At 60.3% G+C, this 12,794-nt stretch carries 14 protein-coding genes, 1 tRNA gene and 1 pseudogene; 6 read left to right on the top strand and 10 right to left on the bottom strand.

Annotated elements, in window-relative coordinates:
- Nucleotides 1-56: 56 nt before the first annotated feature.
- The 4 genes from DK870_RS22545 to DK870_RS22530 all read left to right on the top strand — a co-directional run bounded on the left by DK870_RS22545 (nt 57) and on the right by DK870_RS22530 (nt 3,210).
- Nucleotides 57-1,385, top strand: coding sequence for an MFS transporter (locus DK870_RS22545; protein WP_161549718.1), 1,329 nt, complete (start codon nt 57-59; stop codon nt 1,383-1,385).
- 70 nt (nt 1,386-1,455) lie between these two features.
- Nucleotides 1,456-1,866: a fosfomycin resistance glutathione transferase gene (fos, locus tag DK870_RS22540; RefSeq protein ID WP_161549717.1), complete on the top strand. Its 411-nt coding sequence runs from the start codon at nt 1,456-1,458 to the stop codon at nt 1,864-1,866.
- 53 nt (nt 1,867-1,919) lie between these two features.
- Nucleotides 1,920-2,561, top strand: coding sequence for a LysE family translocator (locus DK870_RS22535; protein ID WP_090366257.1), 642 nt, complete (start codon nt 1,920-1,922; stop codon nt 2,559-2,561).
- A 121-nt stretch (nt 2,562-2,682) separates the two neighbouring features.
- A complete protein-coding gene (locus DK870_RS22530) occupies nt 2,683-3,210 on the top strand; it encodes a DUF4142 domain-containing protein (protein ID WP_090366255.1) in 528 nt (175 codons plus the stop codon).
- A 55-nt stretch (nt 3,211-3,265) separates the two neighbouring features.
- Here DK870_RS22530 and DK870_RS22525 read toward each other — a convergent pair whose 3' ends face one another.
- The 4 genes from DK870_RS22525 to DK870_RS22510 all read right to left on the bottom strand — a co-directional run bounded on the left by DK870_RS22525 (nt 3,266) and on the right by DK870_RS22510 (nt 5,758).
- Complete coding sequence (locus DK870_RS22525; protein WP_060753737.1) at nt 3,266-3,691, bottom strand: low affinity iron permease family protein; 426 nt, start codon at nt 3,689-3,691, stop codon at nt 3,266-3,268.
- 111 nt (nt 3,692-3,802) lie between these two features.
- Nucleotides 3,803-4,303: a methylated-DNA--[protein]-cysteine S-methyltransferase gene (locus DK870_RS22520; protein WP_161549716.1), complete on the bottom strand. Its 501-nt coding sequence runs from the start codon at nt 4,301-4,303 to the stop codon at nt 3,803-3,805.
- A gap of 93 nt (nt 4,304-4,396) precedes the next feature.
- Nucleotides 4,397-4,729: a hypothetical protein gene (locus DK870_RS22515; RefSeq protein ID WP_060753735.1), complete on the bottom strand. Its 333-nt coding sequence runs from the start codon at nt 4,727-4,729 to the stop codon at nt 4,397-4,399.
- Between the two features lie 117 nt (nt 4,730-4,846).
- Complete coding sequence (locus DK870_RS22510; protein ID WP_161549715.1) at nt 4,847-5,758, bottom strand: LysR family transcriptional regulator; 912 nt, start codon at nt 5,756-5,758, stop codon at nt 4,847-4,849.
- 95 nt (nt 5,759-5,853) lie between these two features.
- On the opposite strand from DK870_RS22510, the gene DK870_RS22505 reads away from it, so the two are divergent.
- Together DK870_RS22505 and DK870_RS22500 are read left to right on the top strand one after the other, a co-directional pair.
- Nucleotides 5,854-7,017 (top strand): MFS transporter, encoded by a 1,164-nt coding sequence (locus tag DK870_RS22505; protein ID WP_161549714.1) that lies wholly within the window; start codon nt 5,854-5,856, stop codon nt 7,015-7,017.
- Nucleotides 7,014-8,201 carry an MFS transporter gene (locus tag DK870_RS22500; RefSeq protein ID WP_161549713.1) on the top strand — a complete coding sequence of 396 codons (1,188 nt, stop codon included), beginning with the start codon at nt 7,014-7,016 and terminating at the stop codon, nt 8,199-8,201. Before DK870_RS22505 ends, DK870_RS22500 begins: the two co-directional genes overlap by 4 nt.
- Here DK870_RS22500 and DK870_RS29755 read toward each other — a convergent pair.
- From DK870_RS29755 to DK870_RS22475, 6 genes and pseudogenes are all read right to left on the bottom strand, one after another.
- Nucleotides 8,194-8,429, bottom strand: a pseudogene (locus DK870_RS29755) (addiction module antidote protein); the annotation flags it as partial. The gene DK870_RS22500 and the pseudogene DK870_RS29755 sit on opposite strands and share 8 nt — an antisense overlap.
- A gap of 75 nt (nt 8,430-8,504) precedes the next feature.
- A tRNA-Gly gene (locus DK870_RS22495) sits at nt 8,505-8,578 on the bottom strand.
- Between the two features lie 220 nt (nt 8,579-8,798).
- Nucleotides 8,799-9,683 carry an alpha/beta fold hydrolase gene (locus tag DK870_RS22490; RefSeq protein WP_104995776.1) on the bottom strand — a complete coding sequence of 295 codons (885 nt, stop codon included), beginning with the start codon at nt 9,681-9,683 and terminating at the stop codon, nt 8,799-8,801.
- Nucleotides 9,684-9,986: 303 nt separating this feature from the next.
- Nucleotides 9,987-10,679, bottom strand: coding sequence for a pseudouridine synthase (locus tag DK870_RS22485; RefSeq protein ID WP_161549712.1), 693 nt, complete (start codon nt 10,677-10,679; stop codon nt 9,987-9,989).
- Nucleotides 10,679-10,891 (bottom strand): cysteine-rich CWC family protein, encoded by a 213-nt coding sequence (locus DK870_RS22480; RefSeq protein WP_161549711.1) that lies wholly within the window; start codon nt 10,889-10,891, stop codon nt 10,679-10,681. Before DK870_RS22480 ends, DK870_RS22485 begins: the two co-directional genes overlap by 1 nt.
- Nucleotides 10,892-10,976: 85 nt before the next feature.
- On the bottom strand, nt 10,977-12,599 hold the full coding sequence (locus DK870_RS22475) for a methyl-accepting chemotaxis protein (protein ID WP_161549710.1): 1,623 nt from the start codon (nt 12,597-12,599) through the stop codon (nt 10,977-10,979).
- Between the last annotated feature and the right edge of the window lie 195 nt (nt 12,600-12,794).

Below are 12,794 nucleotides of genomic sequence, written 5' to 3'. Positions count from 1 at the left end.
TGTACCAGACAACAAAAACAATCGGGCGCCTATGAGCTGCCCGCTGGAGAGAAATCATGAACACTAATACGTTGGAGGCCGGCGCGAGCGCGGCCGGAGCAATCGATCCGATCAAGGCGGTGGTTAACAAGGTCGCCTGGCGCCTGATGCCGTTGATCATGGTCTGCTATCTGTTTGCTTTTTTCGACCGTATCAACATCAGCTTCGCCAAGTTCCAGTTGCAGGCCGACCTCGGCTTGAGCAACACCGCATACGGCCTGGGGGCCGGCTTGTTTGTCGTGGGTTATGTGCTCTTTGAAGTGCCGAGCAACATGATGCTCTACAAGGTCGGCGCAAGGCGCTGGATCGCGCGCATCATGCTGTCCTGGGGGCTGGCGACGGCGGCCATGGTGTTCGTCACGGCCGAGTGGCAGTTCTACGCCCTGCGTTTTCTGATCGGCGCCATGGAGGCCGGTTTTGCCCCAGGCGTGCTGTATTACCTGACCCTTTGGTTCCCCCAGGATTTCCGTGGGCGTATCACCTCGATGCTGTTTTTGGCTTCGGCCTTTGCCGGGCTGATCGGCGCGCCGTTCTCCGGGCTGGTATTGGGCCACATGGATGGCGTGCTGGAGATGCGCGGCTGGCACTGGCTCTTCCTGCTGGGCGGCCTGCCCTGTGTGGTGCTGGCGTGGCTGGTACTGACGCAGTTCAAGGACCGCATCGAGGATGCGCCCTGGTTGAACAGCGACGAAAAGGCATTGCTCTCAAGCCGTATCGCGGTGCATGAGGTGCATCAAAAAGGCTCTCTGCTGCAAGCCTTGCGAATTCCAGGTTTCCTGATGCTGGGCTTGATTTACTTCCTGATCCAGGTGGCGTCCTATGGCCTGAATTTCTGGGCGCCGCAATTGATCCGCAGCACGGGGATCGAAAGTTCGTTAGTGATCGGCCTGCTGACTGCTGTTCCCTACATTTGCGGAGCCATCACCATGGTAGTGGTGGGGCGTTGGTCGGACGCGACGGGGGAACGGCGCAAGTTTGTCAGTGGCCTGGTCGCGTTAGGCGCGGTAGGGTTCTTCTGCGCCGGGATCTTCGATGATCACACCACCTTCCTGATCATTGCCCTGGGGCTGCTGGGTGCGGGTATCATCGCCTCGATCCCCACCTTCTGGACGTTGCCGCCCAAGCTGTTGGCAGGTGCCGGGGCAGGGGCCGCCGGCGGGATTGCCTTGATCAATACCCTGGGGCAACTGGGGGGTATTGTCAGCCCGGTGATGGTCGGTCGGATCAAGGACATGACGGGCAGTACCACTCCGGCTCTCTACGTGATTGGTGTCTGTGCACTGATCGCTGCCGCGCTGCTGCTGTGGGGGTTGCCGCAAAAGCTGCGGACCTCCGACAAGCGCTGACGAATCCTCACGCAGCGTCCGAGGTCAGGCGGGCGCTGCTTTGCATTCAATTGGATAACAGGAAAACACCATGCTTTCTGGTCTCAACCACCTGACGCTTGCCGTTACCGACCTGCACCGCAGCGTCAGTTTCTATCATGAGTTGTTGCAGCTTCGGCTCGACGCCACCTGGGACAACGGCGCCTACCTCTCACTCCCCGGTTTATGGCTGTGCCTGTCGCTCGACCCTTCGCGCTCCGTGGGCGCGACGGCTGAATACACCCACTACGCTTTTACCGCACATCCAGATGACTTCAGCGAGGTGGTGGCGCGCCTGCGGGCGGCTGGTGTGCAAGAGTGGCGCGACAACCGCAGTGAAGGCGCGTCGTTTTACTTTTTCGACCCTGACGGGCATAAGCTTGAAGTGCATGTCGGCGACTTGGCGTCGCGTCTGCAAGCCTGCCGCACCCAGCCTTATGCCGGAATGAAGTTTTACCCGTAGCGGCAGAACGTGCAGAATCGATCCACCCCAACCCTCCCGCCAGAGTCGTGCCCATGACCCCGTCCTTGCTGCTTGCCGTCCTCGCTTCGGGTTTTATCTACGGTATTACGCCAGGGCCGGGTGTCCTGGCCGTGTTCGGGATTGGCGCCGCACGTGGCCGCCGCGCCGGGGCGGGGTTTCTCGGTGGGCATCTGCTCGGGGATGTGGTGTGGTGCAGCACCGCGCTGATCGCCATCGTCGGTGCAAAGGAAGTGGGCAGCAGTGCCTTTGATGTATTGGGCGTACTCAGCGGCCTGTACCTGTTCTGGCTCGGTTGGCGCGCGATTCGTACCCAGGTTCGCAGCAGCGATGCGCCGCAAGGCGCCGCTCGGCATCCGTTCCGGCACGGCATTCTGTTCGGTTTGACCAACCCCAAGGCTTACCCGGTGGCGGTCGCAACGTTTACCGCGTTGTTGTCCAGCCGCGCCGAATTGCTCACATGGTCGATGCTGCCGTGGCTGATTGTCCTCAGCTTTCTGGGCGGCCTGCTGGCCTATGCGATCCTGATCGGCGTGGTCGGCGCCCAGCGCGTGCGCACCGTCTATCAGCGCCATGAAATCCTGATCACCCGGCTCTGCGGCGTGATGTTCATCGGCTTTGCCATCAATGCTCTGGCGCATGCGTTGCCAGGGTTGTTCGGCAGCAAGCCGGCGTGACCTACCGACGACCGTTCGTCGCACTGAGCAGGTTTTTCTAAACCTTTGCCGCCCGGAAAATTCGAATTGAGGGCGGGGGCCGCGTTGCCCCGCCCCTATTTTTGCCCTGGAGGAACCTATCATGAGCCGCATGGCTATCCGGTTACGCACCGCCAGTTTCGCGATGCTGCTGGGCCTCGGCGCCAGCAATGCTTTTGCCCAGTCGCCTGCTGAATTCATCGAGCAGGCTTCGGCCAAAGGGATGGCCGATATCGAAACCAGCCGCATGGCCCACGCCAAGACCTCATCCCAGGAAATCAAGGATTACACCATTGAGGTGATCAACGAACGGACCCTGGCCAACCAGCATTTGGCGGCGATCGCCAAGAAGCTCGACCTGCCCGTGGCGCCACGGGAGAAAATCGTCGATAAAGCCGAAACCCTGATGCCGCAACTCAAGGATGGTGACTCCTTTGACGCCGCTTATACCGCGCAGCAGGTCAAGGAAAATGAAGACGCCATTGCGCTGTTCAAACAGGAAGGCGCGGCGTCGGACGTACCGGAAATAAAAGCCCTGGTCGATGAGACGCTGCCCAAGTTGGAGGAGCGTCTGCAGAAAGCCCGGGCGCTGGCGTCGACCTATGGCAAGGGCCATCAAGGCGACGGTTGAAGCCTTGGCCGGCAATGAAAAACGGCGGTTGGAGTTTCTCCAACCGCCGTTTTTTTCAGGCCTGATTCAAATCGGTATGGGCGCGCGCCGTATCGTCGCCATTCTCACCACAACTGTCGTTCAGGTTGACGGTGCCGGTGTTGCCAATGCTGCGGTACTGCTTGCGCAGTTTTTCCAGCTCTTTGCGGTCCAGGCCCTCCAGGCTCAACACCGCATTTTGCGCATCTTTGGACACGCGCAGTAGCTCATCGATTTTGATATGCAGAATGTCATTGTCGCGGTTTTGCGTGTTCTGGATCAGGAACACCATCAGGAAGGTGATGATGGTGGTCGAGGTGTTGATGATCAGTTGCCAGGTGTCGTTGTAGTGAAAATACGGGCCGCTGAGGCTCCAGAGGAAAATCAACGCGACCGCCGCGTAAAATGTCCGGGCACTGCCTGCCCAGCGGGACAGGGTTTGGGAGACTGCAGAAAATTTCATGGCCGTGTTCCTTGAATCGTGGTGATGAAAGATGGACCACGGCGTTTCGCTGAAATTTCTTTTAACAATTGATGCGATGACCCAGCGGTTACAGCACCTTCGTCAAGTGCCTCAAAACGCCAGTTCGGCCTGGCCGACGCCTTCCAGCGCGAGCAGATATTGCTTGGCCTCAAGCCCCCCGGCGAACCCGGTCAGCCCGCCCGATGCGCCGATCACCCGATGGCAGGGCGCGATGATCGAGATCGGATTACGCCCGTTGGCAGCACCCACCGCGCGCACGGCTTTCGGGTTGCCGATCTGCCGGGCAATCTGGCTGTAGCTGCGGGTTTCGCCAAAGGGAATGGTCAGCAGCGCCTGCCAGACCTGCTTCTGAAAATCCGTGCCGGTGAAGTCCAGTTGCAGCTCGAAACGGTTGCGGGTGCCGGCGAAGTATTCCTTCAACTGGCGTTCGGCCTCCAACAGCACCGGGCTGTCATTGGCTTCCTGCAATTGACCCAGGCGTACACGGTTGGCACGCTCGGTTTCCCACAGGATGGCACTGAGTTTGCCATTGCGCGCCACCAGGGTGAGCTGGCCGACGGGGGAGGGCATGAGCTTGTATTCGTAAGGCATGATCGGGCTCCTGAGGGTAAAAGGTACGACGCTACTGTAAGTCCCTCGACCCGACTGAAAACTACGATTCTTGCGCTCGAATTCTGCGGCAGTCTAGGTGTTCCAGTAAACCCAATGGGCATAGTGTGGGTAAACATACAGCCAGGACACCCAATAAAGCGCCATGAGGACCGATGCATTCGCCGTCAACACCCATGAGATGACATTGAGCACAATGACCACCCAGGCGAGTCGCGTCACACGTCGGCTGGCGTAGCGCCGGGCTCGCCAAACGCCATAGGCGGAGGCTGCAATCGAGCCGAGCGACAGGAGCATCCCCAACGGGAATGGCAGCTTCACCCAGGCCACCAATAGCGGCAATACCAATACCCAACCCACCATTTGGCGCAGTATGGGTGTTGGTGTGCGTTGTCCGGGTTCAAGCATGGCGCTGATCCTTCCTTCAGGCTGGCGAGTAGACATGATCAACATGCGAGTGCGCCGTGGCATTCAGATATTTCCGAGTGATCGTTGGCGCTGCTGTTGCCACACCTTCAGCGCCGCCTAGTCGCAGCTAAGCCGAGCGCGGGTCTGCAGGGTCTCCTCGATGACGGCGAGAAAGGCTTCAACCAAGCCACTTTTTGTTTCACTCGAAGTCAGTACCAACAATTGGGCACACGCATCCACTTCCACCAACGGCCGGTACGTCACGCCTTTGTTCATCAGGCTTTGTGTGCATTCCGGCACCAGTGCCACGCCTTGACCGGCTGCCACCAGGGCAATGATCGAGGTGATCTGCCGTCCGGTCGGGCCGGCGCGCAAGGGGACGCCGTGGTGCCGGTAAAGCTGCTCGATGGACTGGTTCAGCCCCGATCCATAATCCGGCGGAAACAGGATCAACGGGTAAGCGCTCAATTGCGCCAGGCTGACCTGTGGCTGGAGCGCCAGGGAGCTGTCGCTGGAGACGGCCGCCACCAATCGTTCTTCGCCCAATGACCGGGCTTGGACGTCTGGGGCCTGTGGCTGCAGGCGACTCAGCCCGATATCCAGCCGCCCATCCGCCACCTGCGCGCCCAGACTACCGGAGGCGCACTCCACCAAGGTCAGTTGCACGTCGGGAAAACGCTGGGCGAACGCCTGGATCGTCTGGCTGAACAGATCCGACAAAGCGATTGAGCTGACATAGCCCAATGCCAACTGCCCGGCGGTGCCGGCGGCCAATTTGCCGGCGATCACTTGGGCCAGCTCAACCTGTTCCAGCACACCACGGGCATAGGGCAGAAACGCACGGCCCGGGGCGGTGAGGGTCACCCTGCGGCTGGTGCGGTCGAACAGCTTGAAACCCAACTCCGCTTCCAGCGCCGAGATCTGCCGGGTCAGCGGTGGCTGGGCCAGATGCAGGCGCAGGGCGGCGCGGCCGAAGTGCAATTCTTCGGCGACCGTCAGAAAGTAACGCAGCTTGCGTAGGTCAAGCATCCTGGTCCTTGGGTATTGATCGGTCGGAAATCGGTATTGGTCTCGATCCTGCCGCCCATTCTATAAAGGCAGGACAAAATAAAACGAGATGTTTCATGAAACCGCGCCTGCATTGTGCCCGCCTTGCCCTGTTTTTGTGTGGGTGCGCGGCGTTTCTCAACCTCTATGCAACCCAGAGTATTCTCCAGACCTTTGCCGTGCAGTTTCAGATCAGCGCCAAGGCGGCGGGGTGGAGCATCACGGTGACGACCCTGGCTGTGGCCATCACCGCGCCTTTCGTCAGCCGCCTGACCGGGCGTTTCGAACAACGCACGGTGATCGCTGTGGCCGCGTTGTTGCTGGCAGTGCCGGCGCTGATGACGGCGTATGCCGACAGCTTCGCCGAAGTGCTGGCGTGGCGATTCGTCGAAGGCATGTTGATCCCGGTGGTGTTTGCCACCAGCGTGGCGTATATCGGCGATCGCTGGAGCGGCGGTACGGTGACTGAAGTCACCAGCCTCTATGTGGCGGGCACCGTGTTGGGCGGGTTTGCCGGGCGCTTCGTCACGGGGGTGATCACAGAATATGTGGGCTGGCGCGAGGCCTTTGAGTGGCTGGCGGTGCTGAGCTTGATGGTGGGCGGGTTTATCCAGTTTCTATTGCCCGCCAATCGGCCACGGGCGGTGCAGGTGAAAGCCACCGCAGCGGGCGTCTTTCGCCTACCGTTGTTGGCGGCCTACGCCGTAGGTTTTTGCGTGCTGTTTTCACAGGTTGCGGCGTTTACCTACGCGGGTCTCTATCTGGGCTTGGCGCCTTACCATCTCGGGCCTGCCGCCTTAGGCGCACTCTACATGGTCTTCCTATTGGCCCTGGTGGTGATTCCCCTTGCCGGCCGTCTTGGCAAGGCCCGGCCCCATGCCGAGCTGCTGAGCGTTGCTGTCGTGCTCGGCGTCACGGGTTCGGCACTGACCCTGTTGCCGCCCTTGTGGTGCATTGTGGTGGGGCTGGCCCTCAGTTCCACCGGGGTATTTCTCGCGCAGACCGCCGCCAATGCCTTCACGGTTGCCAGTGCCCATGACAACAAGGCTGGCGCGGTGGGGGCCTACCTCACCTGTTATTACCTGGGCGGCAGTTGCGGCGCCATCGTCCCTGCATTGCTCTGGGAAAAAGGGGGCTGGCCCGGTTGCGTGAGCCTGATTATCGGTGTGCAACTCCTCACCCTGCTGATCGCCCAGACCGGCTGGAAGCCCCTTACGCCTGAACGGATCCCGACACCATGAACGATATGGTCGCCTTGCCTGCAACCGAACGATCCTCGCGCCGTCGCTCGCTTATCGCCGGTTGCGGCGCCCATGCGGTACACGATGGCCTCACTGATGTCATCTATGTACTGCTGCCGATCTGGCAAACCCAGTTCGCGTTGTCCTACGCCCAGATCGGCCTGTTGCGCGGCGCCTATTCCGGGACGATGGCGGTGTTCCAACTCATGGCCAGCCGTGCGGCCCGGCGCTGGGGGCGCATGCCGATGCTGGTGGGCGGTACGGCGCTGGCAGGTACCGCTTATTTATTGGTCGGGCAAGCCACCGGCCTCGGCCTGTTGCTGCTGGCGCTGCTGCTCGGCGGCCTGGGCGCCAGCGCCCAACACCCGCTGGCGTCCTCGATGATCACCGATGCCTATGAGGATGGCGGTGGCGTCAAGCAAGCGCTGTCCCAGTACAACTTCTCCGGCGACATCGGCAAAACCCTGATTCCGGGGCTGATCGGCCTGCTGCTGACCGTGGTCAGTTGGCGTGCCAGTGCCACACTGCTGGGCTTGCTGGGGCTGCTGGCGGCTGGGCTGCTGTGGTGGTTGATCCCTGGCCAGTCTTCTCTACCCACGTCGAGTCAAAAGGCGAAGCCCCTCACCGGCAACGGGTCCGCCACGGGCCTGCGTGCACTGATCCTCACCGGCACCCTCGACAGCGCCGTGCGCATGGGGTTTCTCACGTTCCTGCCGTTCCTGCTGCAAGCCAAAGGCGCGGGTACGGCCGGCATTGGCTTGGCATTGACGCTGCTGTTTATCGGCGGCGCGTTCGGCAAGCTCTTTTGTGGCTACCTCGGCGCCCGTATCGGCATGATGAAAACCGTATGGCTGACGGAAACCAGCACCGCGCTGCTGATCGTCGCGGCGGTGTACCTGCCACTGGCCGGGTTGATGGTGATGCTGCCGGTGATCGGCCTGGTGCTCAATGGTACCTCCTCAGTGTTGTACGGCGCCGTGCCGGACCTGGCGAGCGCGGGCAAGCGGGAACAGGCGTTCGCGCTGTTCTATACCGGCACCATTGGGGGCGGAGCACTGGCGCCGGTGGTGTTGGGTGGCGTGGGGGATGCGCTGGGCGTGCCGGTTGCGGTGATGGTGTTGGCAGGGGTGTTGTTAGTGACGTTGCCGTTGGCGTGGGTGGTGCAGCGGGGGCGGCTCAAATGATTGAGTGATGGGCAGTGTGTCCCGCTCGGGCAAACAGATCGATACCCAGGGAGTGGAGTGCTTTGAGTACGCTTTCAACGCGAGGTTTTGCGCCGGGAGCAAGGGCTTTGTAGAGGCTCTCACGGCCCATGCCCGCTTCAGCGTTAACCTTTGTCATTCTTTAGCCACATAGCTGATGGCGCGAAGAAACGCTTCATTGTCACCGTCGGCCCTAGCGTAGGGCAAAAAAAACCGGCCTCAAAGGGCCGGTTTTTTTAGGCATCCTGCGTCAAAAAACGACCTGACGTGGAGCGCGAATTTGAGTGGAGCGGGTAGAGGGAATCGAACCCTCGTCGGAAGCTTGGGAAGCTACTGTTCTACCATTAAACTATACCCGCTCAGAGCGGCTGACTTTGTACCAGATGTTCGCCGGGATTTGAAGTTTTTCTTCAAAAATGTGTGGGTTACGTTAGTCGACGACTGGATCCACTGTAGGAGCACGCGTGCCTGTGGCGAGGGAGCTACTCCCGCTGGGGGCGACGCGCTCCTAAAATAAAAACAGTCGGGCTGCTTCGCACCCCAGCGCAAGCAAGCTTGCTCGCCACAGTAAGCGATATTTCAAATTGCCAAGGCATGCTGCGTCTGGCCCCGTTGGTAGCGCAATCGACTGGCCTGACGCTCTGGCTTGAGGAAACCCACCACTGCATCCCGAGTGTCCCGGCATGCAGCCTTGTGCTCCATGTCCAGGAAGTGCCCGGTCGCCTGGATGGTGCTGAAGCTGCTGTTCGCCACGTGTTGACCGAACAACGTGGCGTCCTGGGCGCTGGTGTATTCGTCCCATTCGCCATTCACAAACAGCACCGGAATGTCGATCTGTTTGGCCGCCTTGAGGTAGCACAACCGGTCGCTGTTCAACACCTGGCTGATGTGAAAGTGCATCTGCCCATATTCGTGCTCGGCCAGGCTGCTCACGTGCTTGTAGTTGAAGCGTTTGAACAGCGATGGCAGGTGTTTGCCGATGGTGCTGTTGACCAGGTGGCCGACGTTGTGGCGATCGAGATTGCCAAGGTAATCGACACCTCGTTCAAGGTAATCACGCATGGGGGCGTTGATCACTGGGGAAAACGAGCTGATCACCGCTTTTTCCACACGGCGTGGGCGGTGGGCAAGGGCGACCAGCGTGGCGGCACCGCCCCAGGAGAACGACAGCACGTGCTCAGCGGCGAAGTGGTCGATCAGCTCCAGCAGGATCTGGCCTTCGACTTCTTTCGTCAGCATGCGCTCATGGCGGTTATGGATTTTCGAGCGGCCAGCGTAGGGCTGGTCGTACAAAACCACATTGAATTGCGGGTACAGGCTTTTCACGGTTTGGGCGAAAGATGCCGTGGTGGCCATGGAGCCGTTGACCAGGATGATGGTCTTGTCAGCAGCTTCCGCGCGATAGAACTCCGTGTAAACCCGATACTGACCCTGTATATCCAACACAGCGATTTCTGGCCTCATGTCATAAGACTCCTGGCAAGCGGGTAGGGCGCGCAGAACACTCTGCACGAGCTTTATGACAGGTAGGCATACGCCTGGAATGGGAGGCCCATGTCGGTCCGATAACGGCTGGCCGACGGGTGTTGTTATGGCGGGCTGTTTGCCGGGAAGGCCCATGGATCAGGCGCGGGCGGGGCAAAGTGTTTCTTGGAGGTTATAGGCGACTCGTCAGTCATATTTTGGCTGACGGTGTGATTCAAGCACCTGACCCCGGAAGTCGCAAGCCACAGAAATGGGTTTTTGCCACTACCGGCCGAACGGTCGTCATATCTGTCGGATTTCATCCGCAGTCAGCGCGCGATACTGGCCCGGCTCGAGGGCTGCATCCAACGCCAGCGGGCCCATTCGCTCGCGATGCAGGCCGATCACCTTGTTATTGAAGTGCCCGAACATGCGCTTGACCTGATGGTAACGGCCTTCAATGATGCTCAAGCGTGCGGTTCTGGGGCCCAGCAGTGCCAATTCGGCCGGTTGGGTGGTGAGGTCTTCAAACGCAAAATACAGGCCCGCAGCGAAGGTCGCCGCGTATTCCGGGCCAATGTCCTGCTCGGTCTGCACCAGGTAGACCTTGGGCAGTTTGGTCTGCGGTTGCGTGAGGCGGCGCGACCATTGGCCGTCGTTGGTGATCAGCACCAGGCCGGTGGTGTTGAAATCCAGGCGGCCGGCAATGTGCAACTCCTCTTTGTCCGGCTCATCCAGTAGATCCAGCACAGTGCGGTGTTGTGGGTCGGCCGTGGCGCTTACGCAACCCTGGGGTTTGTGCAGCATGAAGTAGCGCGCCGGTTTGCCGGTCTGCAGCACATCGTTGTCAACGCACACGCGGCTGAAGGCCCGCACCTCGTGATGCGGGTCGCTGACCGCTACGCCATCGACCGACACCCGCCGTTCAACCAGCAGCAGGCGGACTTGCTTGCGATTGAACTGCGGCAGGTTACTGAGGAAACGATCAACCCGCATTACGTCGGCCCGTTGCCACGCAACTGCTCATCGACCTGAGCACAGCGCGGGCACAGGCAGGCCTGGTTGCGCAATTCGTCAGGCAGGGCCTGGAGGACTGCCGGGTCGATGGTGACGCTGTAACACCAGCACGCCTGGTCGACCGTGCGCGGGTCAGCCAGGGAGCAGTTGTTGCGGGCGCCGCAGGCAGGGCAAAGGGTGGGTGTGGTCATGGGCAGGTTCGGGCTGGATCGGACAAGTTTCCGGAGAGTTCCCGGTGTGCCTTGTACGATACAGGGCCGTCCCTGCCCAGGCTACTCAGAGCTGGAACTTGCTGACCAGTACGTTGAACGAGGTGGCCAGGCGCGACAGGTCCTGGCTGGAGGCGTTGGTCTGATGCGCACCGGCGGCCGTCTGGGTGGACAGATCCTGGATGTTCAGCAGGTTGCGGTCCACCTCGCGCGCTACCTGGGCCTGCTCCTCGGATGCCGAAGCGATCACCAGGTTGCGTTCATTGATCTTCGCCACACTGGTGGTGATCCGTTGCAGGGCCTCGCCGGCGTTCTGCGCCAGGGCCTGAGTGTTGTTGGCCCAGGTCAGGCTCTTGTTCATCGCCGCGACGGCATTGTCGGCGCCGATCTGCACTTCACCAATCATCTTTTCAATGTCGACTGTGGACGTCTGGGTACGGTGGGCCAGCGCCCGCACTTCATCGGCGACCACCGCGAAACCACGCCCCTGCTCACCCGCACGAGCGGCTTCAATGGCGGCGTTAAGGGCCAGCAGGTTGGTCTGTTCGGCAATGCCACGGATCACATCGATCACCTTGCCGATTTCCCGTACCTGGCCGGCGAGCTCTGCAACCGATTGCGTGGAGCCGTTGATCTCGACCACCATGGAGTTCATGCCGGACACCGCCTGCTCCACTTGTTGGCGACCATCTTCGGCCTCGGTGGTGGCCTGGCGCGACACTTCAGAGGTGGAGACTGCGTTGCTGGCCACTTCTTCCACTGCGGCGGTCATCTGGTTGACGGCGGTGGCGGCTTGTTGAATCTCATCATTCTGACGCGTCAGGCCACGGCTGCTTTCATCGGTGACCGCACTCATTTCTTCGGCCGCCGAGGCCAACTGGTCGGATGCGTTGGCGATTTCCATGAGAGTGCTTTTCAGGCCGCCCTGCATACCCGACAACGCCATCAGCAGTTGCCCCGCTTCGTCGGTACGTTCGGTGATGATGGCCTGGGTCAAATCACCCTGAGCAATACGTTGGGCGCTTTCCACGGCCTGGGCGATAGGGCGGGTGATCAGGCGCGTGATCAGCACGCCAACAATGATCGCGATGATGAAAGCCAGCAAAATGCCGCCGATCATCCACGTCAAGGCGCTACTGCGCAGCTCCTCGGCAGCGATCGCGCCTTCCTTGATCTGGCGGTTATTGGATTCGACCATTATGCGGATCAGCTCGCGTGCCTGACGGAACAGTTCGTTGTTGGTGGTATTGAGCTGAGTGCGGGCTTGATCGATCTGGCCGGCGTCGAGCAGAGAAATGATGCGCTCGGAGTTGCTGATGTAGGTGGGCCACATCTGATCGAGCTTGTCTCCTGCTACCCGTTCGTCATCTTCCAGCGGCGTTGCGCGATAGGTGGCGTAGGCAGCCTGGCTGCGGTTGAGCTCCTGGGCGATATCCTGGCGCACGCGTTCGCGATCCTGTGGGGCAACATCGCCTTTGCTGGCGTCCATCAAGCGGTACATGCCGCGGTTATGGGCCATAAGGCCGTTGAGGGTAGCGGCTGTATTACTCACAGAGACCAGGTTGTTGGAGAACGTCAGTTCCAATGCCGTGGAGAGACGAACCACGCCTTTGATGCCTAGAAGGCCCACCCCAAAAGTGATTAGCGCACACAATAGAAATGACAGCAGCAATTTGGTCGAGATTTTCATGGGCGATTCCGGAAAGGGTAGCGAAGAGGGCACGCTAGAGCCTCCCTGGCCCTTGGTGGTGTCATAGTGACATCATCGCAACAGGCAAAGTTGCATGCCAGATAAATTTACTGAATCGATAAAGCCAGAAGGGATGTATCAAGTTGTTGCGAAAACGCACCAGATTCTGTTTTTGATGTCAGATGTTTCGTCATT

The sequence above is a fragment of the Pseudomonas sp. Q1 genome, from assembly GCF_009935975.1.
In the GTDB taxonomy this organism is placed as follows: domain Bacteria; phylum Pseudomonadota; class Gammaproteobacteria; order Pseudomonadales; family Pseudomonadaceae; genus Aquipseudomonas; species Aquipseudomonas palleroniana.
The sequence above is the reverse complement of the archived record's forward strand: the minus strand, read 5'-3'. Positions and strand labels throughout refer to the sequence as shown.

What these genes read in the sequence shown, in the direction of transcription:
- DK870_RS22490 (WP_104995776.1), bottom strand. Translation starts at nt 9,683, where the DNA reads ATGAGGCCAGAAATCGCTGTGTTGGATATACAGGGTCAGTATCGGGTT.
- DK870_RS22500 (WP_161549713.1), top strand. Translation starts at nt 7,014, where the DNA reads ATGAACGATATGGTCGCCTTGCCTGCAACCGAACGATCCTCGCGCCGT.
- DK870_RS22530 (WP_090366255.1), top strand. Translation starts at nt 2,683, where the DNA reads ATGAGCCGCATGGCTATCCGGTTACGCACCGCCAGTTTCGCGATGCTG.
- DK870_RS22505 (WP_161549714.1), top strand. Translation starts at nt 5,854, where the DNA reads ATGAAACCGCGCCTGCATTGTGCCCGCCTTGCCCTGTTTTTGTGTGGG.
- DK870_RS22485 (WP_161549712.1), bottom strand. Translation starts at nt 10,679, where the DNA reads ATGCGGGTTGATCGTTTCCTCAGTAACCTGCCGCAGTTCAATCGCAAG.
- DK870_RS22545 (WP_161549718.1), top strand. Translation starts at nt 57, where the DNA reads ATGAACACTAATACGTTGGAGGCCGGCGCGAGCGCGGCCGGAGCAATC.
- DK870_RS22475 (WP_161549710.1), bottom strand. Translation starts at nt 12,599, where the DNA reads ATGAAAATCTCGACCAAATTGCTGCTGTCATTTCTATTGTGTGCGCTA.
- fos (WP_161549717.1), top strand. Translation starts at nt 1,456, where the DNA reads ATGCTTTCTGGTCTCAACCACCTGACGCTTGCCGTTACCGACCTGCAC.
- DK870_RS22515 (WP_060753735.1), bottom strand. Translation starts at nt 4,729, where the DNA reads ATGCTTGAACCCGGACAACGCACACCAACACCCATACTGCGCCAAATG.
- DK870_RS22510 (WP_161549715.1), bottom strand. Translation starts at nt 5,758, where the DNA reads ATGCTTGACCTACGCAAGCTGCGTTACTTTCTGACGGTCGCCGAAGAA.
- DK870_RS22535 (WP_090366257.1), top strand. Translation starts at nt 1,920, where the DNA reads ATGACCCCGTCCTTGCTGCTTGCCGTCCTCGCTTCGGGTTTTATCTAC.
- DK870_RS22520 (WP_161549716.1), bottom strand. Translation starts at nt 4,303, where the DNA reads ATGCCTTACGAATACAAGCTCATGCCCTCCCCCGTCGGCCAGCTCACC.
- DK870_RS22480 (WP_161549711.1), bottom strand. Translation starts at nt 10,891, where the DNA reads ATGACCACACCCACCCTTTGCCCTGCCTGCGGCGCCCGCAACAACTGC.
- DK870_RS22525 (WP_060753737.1), bottom strand. Translation starts at nt 3,691, where the DNA reads ATGAAATTTTCTGCAGTCTCCCAAACCCTGTCCCGCTGGGCAGGCAGT.